At 71.0% G+C, this 23298-nt stretch carries 21 protein-coding genes; 18 read left to right on the forward strand and 3 right to left on the reverse strand.

Annotated elements, in window-relative coordinates; genetic code table 11:
- Window positions 1-26: 26 nt before the first annotated feature.
- The 10 genes from PX701_RS12730 (at window position 27) to PX701_RS12775 (ending at window position 11555) form a co-directional block, all read left to right on the forward strand.
- Window positions 27-1031, forward strand: coding sequence for an ABC transporter permease (locus PX701_RS12730; protein ID WP_231431728.1), 1005 nt, complete (start codon window positions 27-29; stop codon window positions 1029-1031).
- Window positions 1024-2121 (forward strand): ABC transporter permease, encoded by a 1098-nt coding sequence (locus PX701_RS12735; protein WP_275506500.1) that lies wholly within the window; start codon window positions 1024-1026, stop codon window positions 2119-2121. The genes PX701_RS12730 and PX701_RS12735 overlap by 8 nt, the downstream gene beginning before the upstream one ends.
- Window positions 2118-3065, forward strand: a complete 948-nt coding sequence (locus PX701_RS12740; RefSeq protein ID WP_275506501.1) for an ABC transporter ATP-binding protein — start codon at window positions 2118-2120, stop codon at window positions 3063-3065. The genes PX701_RS12735 and PX701_RS12740 overlap by 4 nt, the downstream gene beginning before the upstream one ends.
- The gene (locus PX701_RS12745) at window positions 3062-3925 is read left to right on the forward strand and encodes an ABC transporter ATP-binding protein (protein ID WP_231431725.1); all 864 of its coding nucleotides are present in this window, start codon (window positions 3062-3064) and stop codon (window positions 3923-3925) included. Before PX701_RS12740 ends, PX701_RS12745 begins: the two co-directional genes overlap by 4 nt.
- Before the next feature lie 70 nt (window positions 3926-3995).
- On the forward strand, window positions 3996-5150 hold the full coding sequence (locus PX701_RS12750; RefSeq protein ID WP_275506502.1) for an ROK family transcriptional regulator: 1155 nt from the start codon (window positions 3996-3998) through the stop codon (window positions 5148-5150).
- Window positions 5151-5259: 109 nt separating this feature from the next.
- Entirely contained in the window at window positions 5260-6516 is a 1257-nt protein-coding gene (locus tag PX701_RS12755) for a 6-phospho-beta-glucosidase (RefSeq protein ID WP_275506503.1), read from the forward strand.
- A complete protein-coding gene (locus PX701_RS12760; protein WP_275506504.1) occupies window positions 6513-7520 on the forward strand; it encodes an N-acetylglucosamine kinase in 1008 nt (335 codons plus the stop codon). Before PX701_RS12755 ends, PX701_RS12760 begins: the two co-directional genes overlap by 4 nt.
- Before the next feature lie 31 nt (window positions 7521-7551).
- Window positions 7552-7992: a VOC family protein gene (locus PX701_RS12765; RefSeq protein ID WP_231431721.1), complete on the forward strand. Its 441-nt coding sequence runs from the start codon at window positions 7552-7554 to the stop codon at window positions 7990-7992.
- A gap of 61 nt (window positions 7993-8053) precedes the next feature.
- Entirely contained in the window at window positions 8054-9532 is a 1479-nt protein-coding gene (locus PX701_RS12770) for a malate:quinone oxidoreductase (protein ID WP_275506505.1), read from the forward strand.
- 265 nt (window positions 9533-9797) lie between these two features.
- Window positions 9798-11555: an ABC-F family ATP-binding cassette domain-containing protein gene (locus PX701_RS12775; RefSeq protein WP_275506506.1), complete on the forward strand. Its 1758-nt coding sequence runs from the start codon at window positions 9798-9800 to the stop codon at window positions 11553-11555.
- A gap of 248 nt (window positions 11556-11803) precedes the next feature.
- Here the strand turns inward: PX701_RS12775 and PX701_RS12780 are convergent, their stop codons facing one another.
- The 3 genes from PX701_RS12780 to PX701_RS12790 form a co-directional block, all read right to left on the reverse strand.
- A complete protein-coding gene (locus PX701_RS12780; protein WP_275506507.1) occupies window positions 11804-12208 on the reverse strand; it encodes a hypothetical protein in 405 nt (134 codons plus the stop codon).
- Window positions 12157-12474, reverse strand: coding sequence for a hypothetical protein (locus PX701_RS12785; protein WP_275506508.1), 318 nt, complete (start codon window positions 12472-12474; stop codon window positions 12157-12159). The genes PX701_RS12780 and PX701_RS12785 overlap by 52 nt, the downstream gene beginning before the upstream one ends.
- Window positions 12475-12763: 289 nt before the next feature.
- Window positions 12764-13717 (reverse strand): IS1595 family transposase, encoded by a 954-nt coding sequence (locus tag PX701_RS12790; RefSeq protein WP_275506794.1) that lies wholly within the window; start codon window positions 13715-13717, stop codon window positions 12764-12766.
- A 76-nt stretch (window positions 13718-13793) separates the two neighbouring features.
- Between PX701_RS12790 and PX701_RS12795 the strand changes: the two genes are divergently transcribed.
- From PX701_RS12795 to PX701_RS12830, 8 genes are all read left to right on the forward strand, one after another.
- Window positions 13794-15920, forward strand: a complete 2127-nt coding sequence (locus PX701_RS12795) for an intein-containing Rv2578c family radical SAM protein (RefSeq protein ID WP_275506509.1) — start codon at window positions 13794-13796, stop codon at window positions 15918-15920.
- 157 nt (window positions 15921-16077) lie between these two features.
- Complete coding sequence (locus PX701_RS12800) at window positions 16078-17466, forward strand: sensor histidine kinase (protein ID WP_231431718.1); 1389 nt, start codon at window positions 16078-16080, stop codon at window positions 17464-17466.
- Window positions 17467-17470: 4 nt separating this feature from the next.
- The gene (locus PX701_RS12805; protein WP_231431717.1) at window positions 17471-18601 is read left to right on the forward strand and encodes a hypothetical protein; all 1131 of its coding nucleotides are present in this window, start codon (window positions 17471-17473) and stop codon (window positions 18599-18601) included.
- Window positions 18588-19262, forward strand: coding sequence for a response regulator transcription factor (locus PX701_RS12810; RefSeq protein WP_231431716.1), 675 nt, complete (start codon window positions 18588-18590; stop codon window positions 19260-19262). Before PX701_RS12805 ends, PX701_RS12810 begins: the two co-directional genes overlap by 14 nt.
- Complete coding sequence (locus PX701_RS12815; protein WP_231431715.1) at window positions 19263-19877, forward strand: thymidine kinase; 615 nt, start codon at window positions 19263-19265, stop codon at window positions 19875-19877.
- A 119-nt stretch (window positions 19878-19996) separates the two neighbouring features.
- Window positions 19997-20848, forward strand: a complete 852-nt coding sequence (locus tag PX701_RS12820; RefSeq protein WP_275506510.1) for a universal stress protein — start codon at window positions 19997-19999, stop codon at window positions 20846-20848.
- Window positions 20845-21975 (forward strand): heparan-alpha-glucosaminide N-acetyltransferase domain-containing protein, encoded by a 1131-nt coding sequence (locus PX701_RS12825; protein WP_275506511.1) that lies wholly within the window; start codon window positions 20845-20847, stop codon window positions 21973-21975. The genes PX701_RS12820 and PX701_RS12825 overlap by 4 nt, the downstream gene beginning before the upstream one ends.
- Window positions 21960-23273, forward strand: coding sequence for a UDP-glucose dehydrogenase family protein (locus PX701_RS12830; RefSeq protein WP_275506512.1), 1314 nt, complete (start codon window positions 21960-21962; stop codon window positions 23271-23273). Before PX701_RS12825 ends, PX701_RS12830 begins: the two co-directional genes overlap by 16 nt.
- The last annotated feature ends 25 nt before the right edge of the window (window positions 23274-23298 follow it).

Below are 23298 nucleotides of genomic sequence, written 5' to 3' on the forward strand. Positions count from 1 at the left end.
TTCCCCGCATCGAGGACGGCGGCAGCATGAGCTTCTACCTTCGGCGGGTCGCCTTCTACCTGGTGACCTTCTGGGCGGCGATCTCGCTCAACTTCCTGCTGCCGCGGCTGCTGCCGGGCGATCCGGCCGCGATCATGCTCGGCAAGCTGCGCCGAGCCAGCGGCGGGCGACCGCTCTCGGAGGAGACCGTGCAGGCGATCACGTCGATCCTCGGTGCGGGCAGGGACATGTCGCTGTGGGACCAGTACGTGGCGTACTGGGGCCGGCTGCTGCAGGGCGACCTCGGGGTCTCCTCGACGCGGTATCCGGCCCCCGTCGCCGACCTGATCTCGGCGGCGCTGCCGTGGACGATCTTCCTGGTCGGGACCGCGACCGTCATCTCGTTCCTGCTCGGCATCATCGTGGGCGCCTGGGTGGGATGGCGGCGCGGCACGAGGCTCGACCACCTCGTGCCGATCACCACCGTGTTCCAGTCGATCCCGTACTTCTGGCTCGCGCTCGTGCTCGTCGCGGTGTTCGCGGTGCAGCTCGGGTGGTTCCCGATCGTCGGCGGCTACGACGTGTTCGAGTTCCCGGCGGGGCCGGAGTGGAGCTGGGCGTTCCTCGGCAGCGCGATCTACCACGCGATCCTCCCGGCGACGACGATCGTGCTCTCCTCGGTCGGCGGCTGGCTGCTCGGCATGCGCAACATGATGGTCTCGACGATGTCGGAGGACTACGTGGTGACGGCCGAGGCGAAGGGACTCACCTCGCGGCGGACGCTCACGCGGTACGCCGCCCGCAACGCCGCCATCCCGAGCCTCGCGGGCTTCGGCATCGCGCTCGGCTTCGTCGTCGCCGGATCGATCGTGATGGAGCAGGTGTTCAGCTATCCGGGCCTCGGCAAACTCATGATCCAGGCCGTGCAGGGTCTCGACTACGCGCTCATGCAGGGCGTGTTCCTCGTGATCACCCTCACGGTGCTGGTGGCGAACTTCATCATGGACCTCATCTACGGCTTCATCGACCCGAGAGTGCGACACAATGGATGACTCCCAGCCGACGCTCGATCGCGCGCCAGACGACTCGGGCTACGCGATGGGCGACGACGCCCCGTTCCAGGCCCCGGTCTCCGCGGAGGCGGTGCGCGAATCCGCGCGCGAGGCGAGTGCGACCGCGGCGTTCGCCGTCGCGCAGGCCGGCCGTGGCGGGCGGTTCCGCCACATCCTGCCGAGTCGCTCGGGCAAGCTCATCACCGGCCTCGTGATCGTCGGCCTGATCACGCTGTTCGGCATCTTCGGCCCCATGATCGCGCAGCCGCCGCGCGACTCCGACAACGAGGCCCTGCTGCCGCCGTCGGCGGAGCACTGGCTCGGCACGACGAAGCTCGGCTACGACGTCTTCTCGCAGCTCGCGTGGGGCACTCGCGGCTCCTTGTTCATCGGGCTCGTCGCGGGGGTGGTCGCCCTCGTGCTCGCGATCGTCTTCGGCGTGTTCGCCGGCTACTTCGGCGGCGTCGCCGACGAGGTGCTGACGCTCTTCACCAACATCGTGCTCGTGATCCCGGGGCTCCCCGTGGTCATGGTGATCGCCGCGTACGTGCAGACGGCGGAGGGGCTCGGTCCGCTCGCGCGGAGTTCGCTGCTCGTCGCGCTCGTCCTCGGCATCACCGGCTGGGCGGGGTCGGCCGTCGTGCTTCGAGCGCAGGCCCGTTCGCTGCGTACGCGCGAGTACGTCGCCGCCGCACGGGTCGCCGGCGAGAGGCCCGCCCGCATCATCTTCGTCGAGATCCTCCCGAACCTCGTGCCGCTGCTCGCGGCCCAGTTCATCTTCGGCGTGATCTTCGCGGTGCTCGGCGAGGCCGGCCTCTCGTACCTCGGGCTCGGGCCGACCGGGTCGATCACCCTCGGCACGATGCTCAACGACGCCCAGACCGGGCAGGCCGTCGGCACCGGCGCCTGGTGGTGGTTCGTGCCGCCCGGCCTCATCATCGCCGCACTCGGTGCTGGGCTGTCGCTCATCAACTTCGCGATCGACGAGGTCGTGAACCCGAAGCTCAGGCTCGCACCCGAGAACGCCAAGCGCCAGCGACAGGCTGCGAAGGCCGGCAAGGGCGTCGCCGACACGGGAGCGTTCGCATGAGCCGCGCCGGCCGTGCGAACGGCATCGACCGCACCGGCATCCCCGTCGAGGCCGGCGTCACCGGAATCGACCCCTCCCGACGCGGCGAGCCCGTGCTGACCGCCCGGGACGTGTCGATCGAGTACGAGGTGGAGCCGCCCGTGAAGGCGGTGCGCGGCGCGTCGATCACCCTGCATCGCGGCGAGATCCTCGGACTCGCGGGGGAGTCGGGTTGCGGCAAGACGACGCTCGCCTACGGGCTGAACCGCCTGCTCAAGGCGCCCGCCCTCATGACGGGCGGCGAGGTGGTCTTCCACGACGCCTCGGGGCGCGACATCGACGTCGTCGGGCTCGACGGCGAGGCGCTCCGCACCTTCCGGTGGAGCAAGGTGTCGATGGTGTTCCAGGGGTCGATGAACTCGCTGAACCCGGTCATGAGCGTGCGGAAGCAGCTGCACGACGTGTTCACGACGCACCGGCCCGGCATGCGGCGCGCCGAGCGCGAGGCGAGGAGCGCCGAGCTGCTGAGCCTCGTGGGCGTCGACCCGGCACGGCTGTCGAGCTTCCCGCACGAGCTCTCGGGCGGCATGCGGCAGCGCGTGATGATCGCGATGGCCCTCGCCCTCGACCCGCAGGTCATGATCATGGACGAGCCGACGACCGCGCTCGACGTGGTGGTGCAGCGGGGGATCATCCGCGAGATCATGCGGCTGCGCGAGCGGTTGGGGTTCGCCGTCGTCTTCATCACGCACGACCTGCCGCTGCTGATCGAGATCAGCGACCGCATCGCGATCATGCTCGAGGGGCGGATCGTCGAGCAGGGCACGGCGGAGGAGATCTACCGCACCCCATCGCACGAGTACACGAAGCGCCTGCTCTCGAGCTTCCCGAGCCTGCGGGGGGATCGCGGCGACTTCATCAGGACCGGCGTCGGGTCGGGCGCCGTCGAGGGAGGTGCCGCATGAGCGCGCACGGCACGGCGACGAGCGGCACGAGCGCGACTTCGGCGAGCCTCGAGGCCCGCAATCTCGTGAAGGACTTCCGCCTGCGCAGCGGGGTGAAGTCGCGCATCCTGCACGCGGTCAGGGACGTCTCGTTCACCCTCGAACCCGGCCGCACGATCGCCCTCGTGGGCGAGAGCGGCTCGGGCAAGTCGACGATCGCCCGCATGATGGCGAAGCTCGAGGCCCCGAGCTCGGGCGAGATCCTGCTCGACGGGGCGCCGAGCGCGACGGGCGGCTCGCGGCTCGCGAGCTACCGGCGCGACGTGCAGATGGTCTTCCAGGATCCGTTCGGGTCGCTGAACCCGTTCCATCCGATCCGGCACCATCTCGAGCGGCCCCTGCGGATCCACCATCCGAGGCTCTCGTCGAAGGAGATCGGTGCGCGCGTCGACGAGCTGCTGGAACGGGTGCGGCTGTCGCCCGCGTCGACCTTCGCGGATCGGCGGCCGCACGAGCTGTCGGGCGGCCAGCGGCAGCGCGTGGCGATCGCCAGGGCGCTCGCTCCGGGCGCGAGGTTCATCATCGCCGACGAACCGGTGTCGATGCTCGACGTGTCGATCAGGCTCGGGGTGCTGAACCTGCTCGCCGAACTCCAGCGGCAGGAGCAGCTCGGCGTGCTCTACATCACGCACGACCTGGCGACCGCGCGGCACTTCTCCGACGAGATCCTGGTCATGTACCGCGGCGAGATCGTCGAGCGCGGTCCGAGCGAGCGGGTGATCCTCGATCCGCAGCACGAGTACACGAAGACGCTGCTCGAGGCGGCGGCCGACCCCGATCGCCTCGGGCGGCTTCGTGACGAAGTGCGGAACGGCGGTTGAATGTCAATTCAGTAAAGAACGTTTTTAGATAGAGTTGCGACAGTGCGATCCGCACCAGGGGAGGGACGGCATGAACCAGATCGATCCGGGCACGCCCACGTGGCTCGCCGCGCGCAACGACCGCACGGCGTTCCGGCTCCTCCTCGAGCACGGTCCGCTCACCCGCTCGAAGCTCGGTGCACTGTCGGGGCTGTCCAAGCCGACGGCCACGCAGATGATCACCCGGCTCGAGCGGGTCGGCCTCATCCACCCGGTGGGCGAGGTCTCGGGGGGCCGCGGTCCGAACGCCGTCAGCTACGGCGTGCGGGTCGATCGCATCACGGGCGTCGCGATCTCGATCGTGGCCGGCGCCATCCAGGCGGTCGTCGTCGACGCGATCGACGGCGATCACCCGATCGTCGAGATCGAGGCGGCATCCTCGGGGCGAACCCCAGAGGGCGACGTCCGCGCGGCGGTGGCGGCGGCCTGCGAGGCCGCGGGCCTCGATCGTTCGTCGGTCAGCCGCGTCGTCATCGGCGTGCAGGCCGCGTTCTCCGTCGACGGAGACGAGCTCTCGCTCACCGACACGCTCCCGGGCTGGCCGGCGGTCGGCGCCCGCGAACGGATCGAGGCCGCCCTCGGGCTCGCCGCGACGATCGACAACGACGTGAACCTGGCGGCCATGGCCGAGCGCGCGGTCGGCGCCGCGCAGGACGCCGCGAGCTTCGCCCTGTTCTGGATCGGCGACGGACTGGGGGTGGGCGTCGACCTCGGGGGCGTCGTGCATCGCGGCGCGTCGGGCAGCGCGGGCGAGATCGGCTACCTCGGCGTGCCGAGGGCCGCGGCCGAGCTCGCCCCCGAGGCGAACGACCTCACCGACCTGCTGGGCGGGCCGGCGGTGGCCAGGCTCCTCGGCGCCGCCGGGAGGCCGCTCGCCACTGCGCTGCCGCGGCTCGCGGAAGACGATGTCGCGCTCGCCTCGCTCGCCGATCGGGTGGCGCTCGCCGTGCATCCGCTGCTCGCGATCCTCGACCCGGCGATGATCGTGCTCGGCGGTCCGACCGGCACGGCCGGCGGGGCCCGGCTCGCCGCGCTCGTCGCCGAACGGATCGACCCGGCCGACCATCCGAGGGTCGTGGTGCGCACGAGCGGCACCGGCGTGCAGCCGGTCCTGCTCGGCGCCCGGCAGCAGCTCGTCGAACAGATCAGGGACCAGCTCGAGGCCGATATCTCGCTCGCGGGCTGACGCGCCCGCACCTCACACCACCGACACGGATGCCGCGAGGCATCCGGCGGTCGACCACACCGGCGCGCAGCACCTGCGCGCCAGCCTGCTTCCAGCGGAATGAGGAGACATGAAACTCGCCATCGTCGGCGGTGGATCCACCTACACCCCCGAGCTCATCGACGGCTTCGCCCGGCTGCGCGAGACGCTGCCGCTCGAGGAGATCCGGCTCGTCGACCCCGACGAGCACCGTCTCGCCCTCGTCGCCGGGATGTCGCGGCGCATGCTCGCCCACGCCGGTCACCCCGCGCGCGTGATCGGCACGACCGATCTCGTCGCGGGCGTCGCCGACGCCGACGCGGTGCTCGTCCAGCTGCGGGTCGGCGGGCAGCACGCGCGCCACGCCGACGAGACCTGGCCGCACGAGGTCGGCTGCATCGGTCAGGAGACCACCGGGCCCGGCGGCCTCGCGAAGGCGCTGCGCACGGTCCCCGTGGTGCTGCGCATCGCCGAGGCCGTGCGCCGGCACGCGAAGCCCGACGCCTGGATCGTCGACTTCACGAACCCGGTCGGCATCGTGACCCGCGCCTTGCTCGAGGCCGGGCACCGTGCGGTCGGCCTCTGCAACGTCGCGATCGGGTTCCAGCGTCGCTACGCGTCGTTCTACGGCGTCGAGCACGACCGCGTGCACCTCGGCCACGTCGGGCTCAACCACCTCACCTGGGAGCGCAGCGTCACGATCGACGGGCGCGACCGGCTTCCCGACCTCCTCGCCGACCGGCTCGGCGACCTGGCCGACGAGGTGCACCTCGCACCCGAGCTGCTCGCACAGCTCGGCGTCGTGCCCTCGTACTACCTGCGGTACTACTACGCCCACGACGAGGTGCTGCGCGAGCAGCTCGCCGAGCCGACGCGGGCCGAGGCGGTGCAGGCGATCGAGCGCGAGCTGCTCGAGCTCTACGCCGACGAGTCGCAGCACGAGAAGCCCGCCGCGCTCGAGGGTCGCGGCGGGGCGTACTACTCGGAGGCCGCGATCGAGCTGCTCGCCGCGATGCGCGACGGCGCGAGCCGGTCGCGGGTGGTGAACCTCCGGAACGACGGCGTGCTGCCCTTCCTGCCCGACGATCACGTGATCGAGGTGCCGGCCGTGTTCCGCGACGGGGGATTCGTCGCGGAACCGGTCGCGCCGCTGCCCGACGACATCTCGGGCCTCGTCTCGGCGGTCGCGGGCTACGAGCGGCTCGCGCTCGACGCGGCCGTGCACGGCGGACGCGACCGCGTCCTGCGCGCGATGCGGGCGCACCCGCTCGTGCTGCAGCACGAGCGGGCCGAACGGCTCACCGACCTGCTCATGGCCGAGAACGCCCGCTTCCTGGAGTGGGCATGACCGGCCGGGGCGGCGTGCCGCTCGTCGTCGCGGTCGACGGCGGCGGCTCCAAGACCGATGCCGTCTCGCTCGAGCTCGACGGCACGCTCGTCGAGCATCGTCGCGGTCCGGGCTCGAGCCCCCACTTCGACGGGCTCGACGCCTCGGCCGCGGTGGTCGACGAGCTCGTGCGGGCGGTCGCGGGCCGTCGCCCGGTCGTCCACGCGGGGCTCTACCTCTCGGGGCTCGACCTGCCCATCGAGATCGAGCGGTACGAGGCGGCCATCGGCCGGTGCGACTGGGCTGCGGCCTCGGTGACGGTCGACAACGACCTGTACGCGCTGCTGCGCGCCGGCACCGACGAACCCGACGCCGTCGCGATCGTGTGCGGCACGGGCGTGAACGCGATCGGACTCCGCGCCGACCGCGCCGAGGTGCGCTTCCCGTCGCTCGGGTCGCTCTCGGGCGACTGGGGCGGCGGTTCCGGCCTGGGCGAGGCGGCGCTCTGGCACGCCGCCCGCGCGGTCGACGGGCGCGGCCCGTCGACGGCGCTGGTCGGCGAGATCGAGCGGCGCCTCGGCGTCGGCTCGGTCGGTGAGCTGATCGAGGGCCTGCACTTCGGCGAACGGGATGCCTCGGAGCTGATCTCGCTCGCCCCCGCGGTGTTCGAGGCGGCCCGGGCCGGAGACGCCGTCGCGATCGGTCTCGTCGACCGGCAGGCGACGGAGCTCGCGGACTTCGCGCGGGCCTGCCTCACGAGGCTCGAGCTGCTCGACCGCGAGATCCCGGTCGTGCTGGGCGGCGGCATCGCGCGATCGCGCGACGAACGCCTGCTCCGAGGCATCCGCTCGGAACTCGCGGCGGCCGCGCCGCTCGCGCGCCTGAGCGTCGTCGACGATGCCCCCATCGTCGGGGCGGCACTGCTCGCGCTGGAGGCCGCCGGCGGCGACGGCGCCGCGCTCGTGCGTGCACGAGCGACCGTGTCGGCGGTCACGGCGGCCGAGCCGGCGCTGCTCGACGCGTGACGTCGTCGATGCCGGGGCGTACGCTCGGCCCATGAGCATCCCGCAGCGATTCTCGCTCGTCACGCTCGGCGTCGCCGACGTCGAGGCGGCGACCGCCTTCTACCACCGGCTCGGCTGGCACGAGGCCCGGTCCTCGGTGCCCGGCGAGATCACCTTCTTCGCGACCCCGGGCGGGGTCGTCGCCCTCTGGGAGACCGCCGAGCTCGCGAAGGACGCGGCGCTGGGCACGTTCCACGCGAACGCGCCCGGTTTCCGCGCCGTCGCACTCGCGATCAACCTGGGCTCGCGCGACGAGGTCGACGAGGCGATCGGCGACTGGGTGCTCGCCGGCGGCTCGATCTCGAAGGCCGCGGCCGCGACCGAGTGGGGCGGGTACAGCGGGTACGTCGCCGACCCCGACGGCAATCTGTGGGAGCTGGCGCACAACCCGGGCTGGCCGCTCGACGAGCGAGGGCTGCCCCAGCTCGGCTGAGATCCGGAGCGAAGAGTACCCCGGTCAAGGGCACCCTCCCCGCCCATCTAGACTGGAATCCGTGAATTCAGAGGAAACCGTCGACGTCGTGCTGATCGGCGGGGGCATCATGAGCGCGACGCTCGGCTCCCTGATCTCCCAGTTGCAGCCCGATTGGACGATCCGCCTCTACGAGCGACTCGGCGAGGTCGCGCAGGAGTCCTCCAACGCGTGGAACAACGCGGGCACCGGCCACGCCGCCCTGTGCGAGCTCAACTACATGCCCGAGAACCCCGACGGCACGGTGAGCGCGGCGAAGGCCGTCTCCATCAACGAGCAGTTCCAGATCAGCCGCCAGTACTGGGCGTACCTCGTCGCCCAGGGTGCGCTGCCCGAGCCGCACAACTTCATCAACTCGACGCCGCACATGACCTTCGTGCGCGGCAAGGCGAACATCGAGTACCTGCGCAAGCGCGTCGCCGCGCTCAAGGACGAGCCGCTGTTCCCCGACCTCGAGTACACGGAAGACCTCGAGCGCATCGCCGAGTGGACGCCGCTGCTCGCGAAGAAGCGCAATCCGAAGGCGCGCGTCGCCGCGACGCGCATCGAGGCGGGCACCGATGTCGACTTCGGCGCCCTCACCAAGTACCTCATGCACGACATGGCCGCGCGCGGCGCGTCGATCCAGACGAACCACCAGGTCACCTGGCTCAAGCGCCAGAAAGACGGAACCTGGAAGCTGCGGCTGCGCCACACCGTGGGCAACACCCCGAAGACGGTGCGCGCGCGCTTCGTGTTCGTGGGCGCCGGCGGTGGTGCGCTCGCCCTGCTGCAGCACTCGGGCATCCCCGAGATCAAGGGCTTCGGCGGTTTCCCGATCTCGGGCCAGTTCCTCCGCACCACCGACCCGAAGATCGTCGCCCAGCATCAGGCGAAGGTCTACGGCAAGGCCGCCGTCGGCGCTCCGCCGATGTCGGTGCCGCACCTCGACACCCGCGTCGTCGACGGCGAGACCGCCCTGCTGTTCGGCCCGTACGCCGGCTTCACGCCCAAGTTCCTGAAGACGAGCACCTGGTTCGACCTGCCGTTCTCGATCCGCCTGCACAACATCTGGCCGATGATCCAGGTCGGCCTCAAGAACTTCGATCTCGTGAAGTACCTCGTCGGCGAGCTCATGGCCAACCGCGAGAAGAAGATGAAGGCGCTGCGCGAGTTCATGCCGACGGCGAAGACCGGCGACTGGGAGCTCATCACCGCCGGCCAACGCGTGCAGGTCATGAAGAAGGACGGCGCGAAGGGCGGCGTGCTGCAGTTCGGCACCGAGGTCATCACGGGCGCCGACGGCACGATCGCGGGCCTGCTCGGCGCATCGCCGGGCGCCTCGACGGCCGCGCCCATCATGCTCGACGTGCTCGGTCGCTGCTTCCCCGACCGCATGGCTGATTGGGAGCCGAAGCTGCGCGAGATGATCCCGAGCTACGGCATGCGCTTGTCCGACGACCCGGCCGCGGCCGAGGCGTCGCTGAAGGCCACCGCCGACGTCCTGGGGCTCACCGCCTGACTCGACGGGCGCTTGCGCCGTCGTGCGACCGTCTGCTACGGTCGATCCCGCTATGAAGTGAGTACAGCCCACCGTCCCGCGCCTGAGGCGCCGTAGACATCGGGTGTGCTCACGGGGGTTGACGAACGCCCACTGATCGCGACGGCGCTCTGCGCACCCATCTCGGCAATGCCCGGCGGGAACTCTCCTGCCTCCGAACGGTCGTCGCGCACGCAACCGCGATAACCGGCGACCGTTCGGAGGCCTTCCGCGAACGGCGGTCTCCATGCCGGTACAACTCTCCTTTTCCAACCATCTCCGGGCCGACGGACTGTCGGTCTCCTTCCCCGATCGGCGCATCTTCGCCGATCTCGGCTTCACCGTCGCGCCGGGCCAGCGCGTCGGCCTCATCGGCGAGAACGGGGCGGGCAAGTCCACGCTGCTCCGGCTCCTCGCGGGCGACCACGACGGGGATGCCTCGCCGTCGGGCCTGCCCGACGAGGCATCCGTCTCCGGTCGCCTGACCCGGCCGCGCCGCACCGCGCTGCTCGAACAGGAAGTGCCGTTCTCGCCCGACGCGCGAGTCGGCCTCGTGCTCGAGTCGGCGCTCGCCGAGGTCCGGGCCATCGAGCGCGAGCTCGACGCCGCCGCCGTCGCACTCGGCGGCGCGGACGCCGAGGCCGCCTCCTCCCGGTACGCGGCGGCACTCGACGCCGCCGAGCGCGCCGAGGTCTGGACGGCCGAGACGCGCCGCGACGAACTGCTCGAGGGGCTCGGCGTCGCCGGCCTCGGCCTCGACCGCCGCATCGACGAGCTCTCGGGCGGCCAACGCTCGCGGTTCGCGCTCGCCGCGCTGCTGCTCTCGGCGCCCGAGGCGCTGCTGCTCGACGAGCCGACGAACCACCTCGACGACGCCGCCGCCGACTTCCTCGAGTCGCGGCTCCGAGCCTGGCGAGGACCCGTGCTCTTCGCGAGCCACGACCGGGCGTTCCTCGACCGGGCGGCGACCGGGCTCATCGACCTCGACCCGGGGCGGCAGGGCGCGCTCGCCGCGTCAGCCGCGGCCGGTCGCGGCGCGAGCAGCAGCGAGGTGCTGAGCGCCTCGGGCGGCACGGTGTTCGGCGGCGGATTCAGCGAGTTCCTCGCGGTGAAGGCCGACGAGCGGGCCCGCTGGCAGCGCCAGTACGAGGACGAGCAGGAGGAGCTGAAGCGCCTGCGCGCGGCAGTCGCCGACACGGCGCGGAACGTCGCGTACGGCCGAGCGGCGACCGACAACGACAAGTTCATCCGCCACTTCAAGGGTGAGAACGTCGCGCGCACGGTCGCGCGTCGCGTGCGCAACGCGGAGCAGCGACTCGAGACGCTCGAGCGCGAGCAGGTGCGCAAGCCCCCGTCGCCGCTCGAGTTCGCCGGGATCCCCGCGGGTTCGCACGCGCTCGAGGAGGCCGCCGGTCTGCTCGTGCAGGTCGCCGACCTCGAGGTCGAGGGGCGACTGCGCCTCGACGAGCTGCAGCTCGCACCGCTCACGAGGCTCCTCGTCACGGGTGCGAACGGCGCGGGCAAGTCGACGCTGCTGGGCGTGCTCGCGGGCGGGCTCGCGCCCGATCGCGGTACCGTGCACCGGCGCAAGGGGCTGCGGGTGCAGCTGCTCGAGCAGGACGTGCGCTTCGCCGACCCGTCGGCGACGCCGCGCGCGCTCTACGAACGGGTGCTCGGCGAACGCCGCGCCGGCCAGGTGCCGCTCTCGAGTCTCGGGCTCATCGCGCCGCGTGATCTCGAGCGGCCGCTCGGCACGCTGTCGGTCGGGCAGCAGCGGCGGCTCGCCCTCGCGCTCGTGATCGCGCGGCCGCCGCACGTGTTCCTGCTCGACGAGCCGACCAACCACCTGTCTCTCGCACTCGCGACCGACCTCGAGGAGGCCCTCGGCGGCTACCCCGGCGCCGTCGTCATCGCGAGCCACGATCGCTGGCTCCGCCGGCGCTGGGCGGGGGAGCGGCTCGAGCTGCACGCGGGCGCCGCCGTTCCGGCCGCGGTGGGGAACTGAGCGAGCGGATGCCTCGGGGCCGGGCCCGAGGCATCCATCCGCACCGTCCGATGCAGGCGACCTCGCTCGGAATCGCATTCGACTCTCGCCCGAATTTGGACGAGACTCGAATGAGGAATGCGGACGCCGTGCCGGGTGTCGCTTGCGCCGAACTCGAATACATGTTCTGGGTATCTGTCTAGATGAAGTAGATGCTGAGGCTCGACTCCAGATCAGATTCATCAGCAACTGGGTCCCGGATTTCGCGGCTACGGAAGCATCAGAATCATCCAGTTGGCGATCGCCGCGGCAACAGTCAGGACGGCGAGAACCACAGTGCCCGCACGCCGCGCGGTTGAGTAGCGCAGCTCCATCCCGATGAACGTGATTGCTGTGAGTGTCAGGATCGCGGCCGTCACCCAAAGCTCTGTCATGTCCCGTGGATACGTTGGATTCTCGGTCCGCTGACCCCAGAACGTGGAGTTCGCGACGCCGATCCGGATGATCACCCAAATCGCCCAGAGAGTGGGTAGCGCTGCACCGAAAATGAAGAGGCAGCCCGGCGCTCCTACTACGTGCCGATCGCCGTAATCATCCTTGGGCGTGCTCATCATCGGGTCGGTCAGCCGCCTGTCGTGGAGAAAATCACCAGCTCCGAGAGGTTCGACCCGCACGCCTCCATGATCGGCAGCCGAGCCTCGTAGTATCCGGCGGCTGTCGGGTCGAATCTCGCGCCCGACGCAGGGTCCGGGTTGGCTTCGATGTACTCGACGACCGCTTCGAACTCATCGCGAAGGCCCCGCTGCGACTCGGGAAATGCCGTCAACGACCGATAGCCCGTGTAGGCGGACTCGATGAGCGCGAGGTATTGCTCGGCGGTGATCGTGCCGTGGGAGTGGTCTTGGCGAGCGTTGTGGAGCGTGGTATCGATCGTGCTCACGGTCGCGCACGTAGCCGCGATCGCGGAGTCCACAGGTACCCCCTCAGCCGCAGCTGGCTTCCCATCGTCAGTCGGTGACGGCGTCGCCGTCCCAGCGGCGGCACCCGTAGAGCACCCCGCGACTACCAGACCACAGAGGATGGCCGATGCCAGAAGCACGGTCTTCCGAGCACGCATTCCCTGATCCAAGCCACGCTCCAATCACATCGCTATTGCATGTAGGTGAAGTATGGCCGTTCGGCTGAGGGATACGAAGTCATTCGCTGGAGAATGTGGAAAGAACTCTCCGTCAGCCCCAGGCGTCAGTGAAGTAGGGGTTCGAGTCGGGGTCGAGGAGATCGTGGAGCGGGTGCGGGTCGGTCTGCACCGCTTGCTGGAGGAGCCGATAGAACAGCAGCCCGCGGCTGGTCGCGTCGCGGCGGTTGAATCGGAACGTGAACTCGTCGAGGTAGTAAGGCAGCTGGTGCTCGGCGACGCCGTAGTGCAGGGTGCCGGTCAGCCAGCGTTTCAGGAGCGACGCGGTCAGGTGCACGCCAGGCAGCACCGCCGCCGGGTCAGGGGCGTTGTACCCGGTGGCGTACTCGTGGGTGTAGCCCAGGTCGCCGAGGCGGCGCATCATCCGCGCACCGTCGGTGTGGATTGTCGAGCCCTTCGCGACGGTGTTCTGTGCAAAGGTCACGAGGCCGAGCGTGTTTGGCCGGTCTGCGAGTCCGAGCCGGATCCGGCCGAGCTTGCGGCCCGGGCCGGGCTTTTCGACCGCCACCATCACGGTCGCTTTCCCGGTGCTGGCTCCGGAGTGGCCGCCGCTGACGCCGCCGACGAAAGTCTCGTCCACCTCGACGACGCCGTGCAGCAGGTCGCGATCCGGACGCACCATCGCACGCCGGAGCTTGTGCATCCACGCCCACGCGGTCTCGTAGGACTTCAGGCCCAGTACTCGTTGCAGGCTCTGCGCGGACATCCCGTTCTTCTGCGACGTCACAAGCCACACGGCCGCGAACCACGTCGACAGCGGCGTGCGAGTGCGGTGGAAGATCGTGCCCGCCGTCACTGAGGTGCGCCGCGAGCAGGAACGGCACATCCACAAGCCCGCACCGGTGAACCAGAACTCCCGGCTCTGGCACTCCGGGCAGACGAAGCCGTCCGGCCAACGCAACCGCGCGAGATACGCCAGACACGCCGCATCGTCAGGGAACCACTCGCGGAGCTCCTGGAATGTCCGCGGATAGTCAACCCCGCCCACCGGATGCGCAGACTCGGCCACAAACACAGCCTACTTCACCTAGACAGATACCCAGAATACATGTTCGAATGTACGAATGAGATGGAGCGGGCAGGAACTCGGCGTCGACCAGGTCGATGCGCTGCCCGGCCTCGCCCGGCTCAACAATCTCGTGCGCTCGGTGCAGACGCCCGAGTTCGCGGGCATCACGTTCCACGAGGTGCTCGCGAAGTCGGCGCTCAACCGGGTGCCGGGCCCGTCGATGATGCCGTTCGGCTGGACCATCAACCCGTATCGGGGCTGCAGTCACGCGTGCGTGTACTGCCTGGAGCCCTCGACGGCCATCATGATGGCCGACGGTCGAACCAAGGCGCTCTCCGACGTCGAGGTCGGTGACGAGGTCATGGGCACACGGCAGATCGGTCAGTACCGGAAGTACGTGGAAACGATCGTGCTGGCCAAATGGGCGACTCGTAAGGCCGCGTACCGCATTCGCCTGGCCGACGGTACTGTTCTCGTCGCGAGCGGCGACCACCGATTCCTCACGGAGCGCGGATGGAAGTACGTCACCGGAGCGATGGCAGGCGGGCCGGGTCGACCGTATCTCACCGTCGACGACCGCCTCATCGGATTCGGCGAAATGTCTGGGAGACCGGTTCCATCGACCGCGTCCGACGATTATCGCCGTGGATATCTGACGGGCATGATTCGCGGCGACGGCATGATGCTTCGACGGATCCACCCGCGTGCGACAGGTGGGGCGTTGGTCGCCCACCGCGTTCGTCTGGCGCTCGCTGACGACGAGGCGCTGTCGCGCTCGCGCCGATTCCTTGAACACTTCGGGGTGATGACGTCGCAATTCCGGTTCACTCCCGCCACGGCCACCCGCCGAGAGATGGCGGCGATCCGAACTTCGAAGTCCAGGGATTTCGACGCCGTCGGCTCCATCATCGAGTGGCCGCAGGATCCGGCCGAGGCGTGGCGTGCAGGGTATCTCGCCGGCATCTTCGACGCCGAAGGCTCGTGTGCTCGGGGCGTGCTGCGCATCAGCAATTCAGACGATGTCGTCCTCACCGCAGTCGAGCGCTCGCTGTCGCATTTCGACATTCCGTACGTCCGTGAGCCCGCCCGCGCGAACGGGGTGTCGAGCGTTCGGGTGCGCGGCGGGCTCCGCGCACGGAACGACTTCTTCTCGATCAGCCGGCCTGCGATCAAGCGGAAGCTTGCGCTCGCCGGCACCACGGTCAAGACAATGGCCGACCTCCGCGTGGTGTCGGTCGAACCGCTCGGTACGCAACTCGAGATGCTCGACATCACGACGTCGACCGGAGACTTCATCGCGAACGGGGTGGTGAGCCACAATTGCTTCGCTCGCCCGACCCACAGCTACCTCGACCTCGATGCCGGTGATGACTTCGATCGGCAGATCATCGTGAAGGTCAACGTCGCCGAGGTGCTCCGGCGCGAACTCGCCCGGCCGTCGTGGCGGCACGAGTCCGTCGCATTGGGTACGAACACCGACCCGTACCAGCGGGCCGAGGGGCGCTACGAGCTCATGCCGGGCATCGTCGACGAGCTCACGGCGAGCGGCACGCCGTTCAGCGTCCTCACGAAGGGCACCCTGCTGCGCCGCGACCTGCCGAAGCTCGCCGCCGCCGCCGAGCACGTGCCGGTCGACCTCGCGATGTCGATCGCGATCTACGACCCCGAGCTGCAGCAGTCGATCGAGCCGGGCACGCCGTCGACCAGGGCGCGACTCGCGACCGTCACGGCGGTACGTGAGGCGGGGCTCGACTGCGCCGTCTTCCTCATGCCGATCCTGCCCTACCTCACCGACACCCGCGCCCACCTCGACGAGGCACTCCGTCAGGCCAAGGCAGCCGGCGCGTCGAGCGTCCTGTACACGGCGCTGCACCTGCGCGGAGCCGTGAAGCCCTGGTTCATGCAGTGGCTCGAGCGCGCCCACCCCGAGCTCGTGCCGAAGTACCGGTCGATGTACTACGGCACCAACGCCTACGCGCCGAAGGAGTACCGCCGCTGGCTCGGTGAGCGCATGCAGCCGCTCATCCGCGCACACGGCCTCGCCCGCGGAACGGAGGATCCGGTCACGGGCGGGGTGCGTTCGTCGGCGGGGCGGGGCGGCAAGCGCACGACGCCGCCCCGCCCCGCCGGCGAGCTGCCCCTCGAGATCGCCGCGCCCGGCGATCCCGCCATGCTGTTCTGATTCCGCCCGCCGAGCCGCCGTGCGCGCCACGGCCTCGGCGTGCGCGTTCGCGATCGAGACGCGCCCCGGATGCGCGGAAGCGCGCAGAACTGGGATAATTCGCTGAGTCCGGTCCACATGGCGCGATCGGGCCGCCGGTCGCGAGTGGAGGTTCACGATGAGCCTGGGGTTGCCGGGGCATCTCGCACGCGACAGCCTGAGCCGGGCGCTCGCCTTCGCGGGACACTGCGCGGCCTTCGCATGCCTCGCCGTCTCGATCTCGGTCGGCGTCATCGTCGCCACGGTCGGCGGAACGCCCGGCGGGTGGGCGGGCGCCGCACTCGCCGCGATCATGGCGCTCGCGCTCGCCGCCGTCGCGCGGTTCCCGACGGTCACGCTCACCGTGCTCGCGCTCGTCATCGGCACCGGCATCATGATCGCGCTGACCGTGCTCATCATGCGGCCGGGCGGCTTCGCGACGACCAACAACGCCCTGCTCGCGATGCCGCGGATCGCCCTGCTGCTGGTCGGCGGTGCCGGCAGCGGATCGCTCATCGCGATCGTGTGGGCGTCGCTCGGCTACGCCCTCGGCGAGGCGGCGATGTTCCTCGGCGTCGCGCTCGTGGGCGGGGTGTATGCGCCGAACATGGCGGCGGCTGCGGCATTCGGCATCCTCATCGTCGTCAGGGTCTTCGACGGCGTCTCCCGCCGTTCCGACGCCCGCCAGGAGACCGGCCTGCACCGTGCGAGCCAGCAGACCCGTGAACTCGCCATCCGCCACGACTACGAGCTCAGGGCGACCGCGCGGCTGCACGACACCGCGCTCAGCCACCTCATCGCGATCGCATCGGCGGGCTCGGGCGTCGTCGACGAGCGGTTGCGCGCCGGAATCCGCCAGGATCTCGGCCTCATCGTCGGCCGGGACTGGGCGATCGACCACGCCGGCCCGACGACGGCAGGGTCACCGCAGCGTGCATCGACCGGCGCCCGCGCAGGCGGGAGCGACGTGGCACCCGCGACCGCCTCGGCCGCCGGCACCGGGGCGGGCGCCGTCGACGACACCGTCGCGACGACCGGGGGTCGATCTCGACGGCGTGCCGCCGCTCGGCGCACGAGCGCACCGTCATCGTCCGCCCGCCCCGATGGCGGCTCGGCTCGTGAGGTGGCTGCCGCCGACGGCGAGCCCTCGCTCGTGCAGGCGTTCACGGCGGCCGAGCACGCCGGCCTCACCGTGCGCGTCACGGGCGACGTCGGGGTGATGCGGGTGCTCGGCCCGGCGCGGGCGGAGGCGCTCGACGCCGCGGTCGCCCAGTGCCTCATCAACGTCGCCCGCCACGCCGGCGTCGCCGAGGCCGAACTCGCCCTCGGACTCGGCGGGGGAGAGGTGACGGTCGCCGTCATGGACAGCGGCGTGGGGTTCGACGAGTCCGCCGTGCCCGACGACCGCATCGGGCTGCGCACCTCGATCAGGGCCCGCATCGAACAGCAGGAGGGCACGGTGCGGCTGTGGTCGACGAAGGGCATCGGCACGACGATCGTGCTCACGGTTCCCGAGGGGGGTGCGTGAGCCGGTGAGACTGACCCAGCAGGAGGCCGACCCGATCGGCGCGATCACCGCCGCCCCCATCGTCGTGATCGGCGCCGTGCTCTCGCTCGGCACGTCGCTCGCGCTCACGTGGGTGCACCGCTCCGAGATCGTCGCACCCGTGGCGGCGGTCGCGGCGATCGTGCTCGTCGCCGCCGCCGGTGCGGTCGCAGCGGTGTCGGCGGCCCCGTCGCGGGCCCCGTTCACGGCGGAGCGCCTGTGGCTCGTGGTGACGCTCGCCGTGGGGGCGGCCATCGCCGAGTACATGAGCACCGTCGGGTCCAACCAGTACCTCTACGACGACTACGGGCCGGTCGTGATCGGCATGCTCATCCTCTCGGTCGCCCCGTTCTGCACCTGGCTCTCGCTCGCGCTCGCCGGAGTGCTCGCCTCGATCGTGCTGTCGATCCTCGTCGTCGGCGCTTCCGCCTACGTCGTCGCCGACGCCCCGGTCGCCGCGCTCATCGCCGTCAACGCGGCGCCCGTGGTCGCGCTCTCCGCCGCCGCCGCGGGCTACGCGTACGCGATCATCGCCGAGACGCTCGCGTGGCAGCGGGAGGCGAACCGGGCGGCGCTCCAGCGCGACTCGGAGCTGCGGGCCGGCATCGCAAGGTCCGTGCAGCAGAGCCGCGTCTCGGTGCTCGGCCGCGAGGTGCTGCCGTTCCTCGCGGGCGTGATGACCGCGGAGCGCATCTCGGTCGCCGATGCCGACCGCGCGCGCGAGCTCGCCGAAGAGCTCCGGCGGGCGCTTCGTGCGGGCATCGAGTCGACCTGGCTCGACGATCTCGCGGCGAACCTGCGGGTGAGCCGCGGTGTCGAGACCCTCGTCGACGACCCGACGGGCGCCGCCGACGTGCTCGGCGACGACCAGCGGTCGGCGCTCACCGCCCTCATCACGTGGCTCGCCGACACGGGCCGTTCCGAACGCGTCAGCGTCGCATTCTCGCCCGAGCCCGAGGGCGGACTCATCCGGATCGTCGCCGATCCCGCGGCGCGTCCACCGGCCAAGCGCGAACTCGATCGGTTCGTCGCCGTGGCTCGTGCCGTGGCGTTGGGTGCCGAATCGGTCTCGACGCGGGAGAATGTCACTGTGGAGCTGAGATATGTCATCGAGTGAACCGGCCGCGACGCCGCGCCATCGTCTCGCGATCCTCGACGACCACGGGTTGATCGTCGACAGCCTGGCGCGGTGGTTCGCCGATCTCGCGCCCGATTTCGAGGTCGTCGTGACCGCGACCTCCTGGATGGACCTGGTGCGCAGCCCCGCCTTCCCGGTCGACCTGGTGCTCATGGACCTCCAGCTCGGCGACAGCGTGTCGATCGAGTCGCGCATCCGGGCGTGCCGTGCCGCCGGCGCGCGGGTCATCGTCGTCACCGCACTCGACGACGACGAGTCGCGAGAACGCAGCATGGCCGCCGGTGCGGCGGGGTTCGTCTCGAAGACGCTGCCCGCCGAGACGCTCGTCGACTATGCACGGCGCGTGATGCGCGGCGAACGACTGCCGAGGCATCCACGACCGCAGGGGCGACCGGGCGAGGCGCCCGGCTCGCACACGACGATGTCGGGGGTGCACCTCAGCCCGGCCGAAGAGAAGGCGCTGCGCTACTACGCGCAGGGGCTCAGCACGCTCGAGGTCGGCCAGCGCATGGACGTCGGCTACGAGACGGCGAAGACGTACCTGCGACGGGTGCGCGAGAAGTACGCGAAGGTGGGCAAGCCGGCCAGCCGCAAGGCCGAGCTGATCCGTCGTGCCGCAGAAGACGGATTCCTCGAGTAGATGGCGAAACTGTACTTCCGCTATGGGGCGATGAACTCCGGAAAGTCGACGGCGTTGCTCCAGGCGGCGTTCAACTACGAGGAGCGGGGCCACCGGGTGCTGCTCGCGAAGCCCGCGGTCGACACGAAGGGCGACCGGGACATCGTGTCCCGGCTCGGCGTCGTGCGCGAGGTCGACTTCGTGATCGAACCCGACGCACCCGTGCTCGACCGCTTCCAAGGGCACCGCACCCGGGTCATCGAGGAGGCCGGCCGCGACGTGAGCTGCCTGCTCGTCGACGAGGCGCAGTTCCTCTCGTCCGACCAGGTCGACGACCTCCTGCGCATCGCGCTCATCGACGGCATCCCCGTGCTCGCGTACGGCATCCGCACCGATTTCCAGACGGTCGCCTTCCCGGGCAGCCGGCGCCTGCTCGAGGTCTCGCACTCGCTCGAGGAGCTCAAGACGATCTGCCGCTGCGGTCGCAAGGCGATCTTCAACGGCCGCCGGGTCGACGGCCGCTACATCTTCGACGGCGACCAGGTCGCCATCGACGGGGTCGAGGTCGCCTACGAGTCGCTGTGCGGCGTCTGCTACCTGCAGGAGTCCGGCGGGGTGCTGAACGGCCGTCACTGACGAGGATGCCTCGGCGCGAGCCGTGCCGCTGTCATCCCCGTCCGTCGGGCCGCGGCCACCTGCCCGAGGGTGGTGCCGACGAGGCATCCGCGTGATGATGGAGGCAGGAGGGCCGCCGGATGAGCGAAGTCGTCGTCGGAGTCAGCACCGCCGAGAGCGCCGGCCTGAGGGCGGTGCGCTGGGCCGCAGAACGGGCATCGGCGCGTCGCCGCCCGCTCCGGCTCGTGCACGTGGTCGACAGCGCCGTCGAGGCGACCGGAGACGCCCAGTTGCTGCTCGCCGCGCTCGACCGGGCCCGCGCGTCGCTCGCCGACGCCGCCACCGTGGCGCTCGACGTCGACCCTGGTCTCGAGGTCGCCACCGAACTCGAGCAGGGATCGCCCGTCGAGGTGTTCGCGGAGCGGTCGCGGGGTGCGGAACTGCTCGTCGTCGGCAGCGACTGGCACGGCGGAAAGCGTCCGAGCCGGCGAGGTGTGCACAGCCTGCGCATCGCCGCAGCGAGCGAGGCGCCCGTCGTCGTCGTGCCCGACATCGACGTCTCGGCGCGTCGCGGCGTCGTCGTCGGCGTCGACGGATCGCAGGTCGGCGCGCGTGCACTCGCCTTCGCGGCCGATGAGGCGGAGCGGCGCGCCGTGCCGCTCGTCGCGGTGCACGCGTGGGACATGGCGCTGATGGCCGGCGGCGAATACGGCTACGGCCCCGCGATGGTCGCCGTCGACGACCTCACCGACGCAGCCCGCGAGGTGCTCGACGACGCGCTCGCTCCCGTGGCGTCCGCCCGTCCGGCACTCGAGATCGACCGGCGGGTCGAGGCGGGCGACCCGGTGACGGCGCTCGCCGAGGCGGCCGCCGAGGCCGAGTTGCTCGTCGTCGGCAGCCACGGCAGGGGTGCGATCGCCAGGTTCCTGCTCGGTTCGGTCAGCCACGGCGTGCTCTCGCGGCTCGAGGCGCCGACGGTCGTCGTGCGGTGAGCGCCGCGCCGGTCGTGCGATCGCCGCGCAGCCGGCTGCGCAGCGCATTGCCGGCCCGGGTCGAGGGTATCGACGCCGCCCGCGGCCTGGCGCTCATCGGCATGTTCGTCGCGCACGTCGCGCCGGCCGCCGCAACGCTCGACGCGGCAGAACTCCTGGCCATCGCCGACGAACGGCCGCGACTGCTCTTCGCCCTCACGGCGGGCTTCGGGCTCGGCTTCATCTCGGGCGGCACCCGCCCGATCGGCGACGGGCGCGGGCTGCTGCGCCGTCAGATCACGATCCGGGCGCTCATCCTCATCGCGCTCGGGCTGCTGATCGCCGCGACCCTGCACCCGCTCGTGTACATCATCCTCGACGTGTACGGCGTCGCGTTCCTGCTCATGCTCCCGCTGCTGTTCCTGCCGCCGCGCGTCGCGCTCGGGCTCGGCGCCGTGCTGCTCGCGATCGCGCCCGGCCTCGCGACGGCGGCGCAGTACAGCCCGGAGATCGTCGCCGCGGGCGAGGGCGAGGTCGGGCTCCTCGTCGGCTGGGTCCTGACCGGGGCGTACCCGGTGATCATCTGGGTGCCGGTCATGCTCATCGGCCTCGGGCTCGCGAGGCTCGGCGCCTCGGCTCCGCGAGTCGTCGCCTGGTACGCGCTCTGCGGCGCGGCGGTGGCGGCCGTGATGCTTCCGCTGACCCGGGTGCTGCCTGCCGAGACGGATGCCTCGGCGTCGGTGCTCGAGCACGCGGTCTCCGCCTCGGCGCTCGCCATGGGCAACGTCGGGGTGGCGCTCGTGATCGTCGCGGCCGCGGTGACGCTCACCGGTCTCGCGAGGCCCGCCGTCCGCCGCGTCGCCGGCCGCGTGCTGTCGCCGGTCACGGCGATGGGGTCGATGCCGCTCACGATCTACACGCTGCACCTCATCGTGATCGCAGCGGCGAAACGCGCTGAAGACGGATACCTGACCGACGACTCGTGGGCGCTCACGTTCGGGCTGATCATCGGCAGCATGATCTTCGCGTGGTGCTGGCGCCGGTGGCTCGGTCGCGGACCGCTCGAACGACTGCTGCGCGCGGCGAGCGGCCGCAACCGCGAGAATGGAAGTCCCGCTCGAAAGGACCTGCCATGCGCATCTCGGTGATCGGCTGCGGCTACCTCGGGGCGGTGCACGCGTCGGCGATGGCCGAACTCGGACACGAAGTCGTCGGCGTCGACATCGACGCCGCGAAAGTGGCCGAGCTCGCTGCCGGCCGACCGCCGTTCTTCGAGCCGGGGCTCGCCGAGATCCTCACCTCCGCCACCGCGTCGGGTCGCCTGCGCTTCTCGACGGACATCGCCGACGCCGCCGACGCGGAGGTGCACTTCGTCGCGGTCGGCACCCCGCAGTCCGCGGGCACGAACGCGGCCGACCTGAGCTACGTCGACGCGGCGTTCGCGGCGCTCGCCCCGCATCTCGCCGACGGGGCGCTCGTGGTCGGGAAGAGCACGGTGCCGGTCGGCACGGCGTCCCGGTTGGCCGAGCTGCTGGCCGCGGTCGCGCCGCAGGCGGAGGTCGCCTGGAATCCGGAGTTCCTGCGCGAGGGCTTCGCGGTCCGCGACACCCTCGAGCCCGACCGACTCGTGTACGGAGTCCGCGATCCCGGCGGGGACGGACGTGCGGCGTCGGTGCTCGATCGGGTGTACCGTGCGGCGATCGAGGCCGGAGCGCCGCGCATCGTGACCGACTACGCGACCGCCGAACTCGTGAAGGTCGCGGCGAACGCCTTCCTCGCGACGAAGATCAGCTTCATCAACGCGATGGCCGAGATCGCCGACGTCACGGGAGCCGATGTCACCGCCCTCGCCGACGCGATCGGCCATGACGCGCGCATCGGCCGCCGCTTCCTCAACGCCGGTGTCGGGTTCGGCGGGGGATGCCTCCCGAAGGACATCCGTGCGTTCACGGCACGCGCCGAAGAACTGGGGCGCGGCGAGTCCCTCGCCTTCCTGCGCGAGGTCGACGCGATCAACCTGCGCCAGCGGCAACGGGTCGTCGACCTCGCCGTCGCCGCACTCGGCGGACAGGTGCACCGCAAGCGCATCGCGGTGCTCGGCGTGACGTTCAAGCCCGAGTCCGACGACGTGCGCGATTCACCCGCGCTCGACGTGGCGGTGCAGCTCAAGGGGCTCGGCGCCGACGTGGTCGCGACCGACCCCGAGGGCATCGAGAACGCCCGTGCGCGGCACCCCCAGCTCGACTACGTCAGCTCGACCCGTGAGGCGTTGCGCGGGGCCGACCTCGTCGTGCTCGTGACCGAGTGGAGGGAGTACCGCGCGCTCGATCCCGTCGACTCGGCGCGACTCGTCGCGGGTCGCCGCATCATCGATGCCCGCAACGTGCTCGACGCCGCCGCTTGGCGCGCGGCCGGCTGGGAACTGCGGGGCATCGGGCGCCCCTGAACGTACGGATACGACAGAACCCCCT

This window comes from Agromyces chromiiresistens, from assembly GCF_029167465.1.
GTDB lineage: Bacteria > Actinomycetota > Actinomycetes > Actinomycetales > Microbacteriaceae > Agromyces > Agromyces chromiiresistens.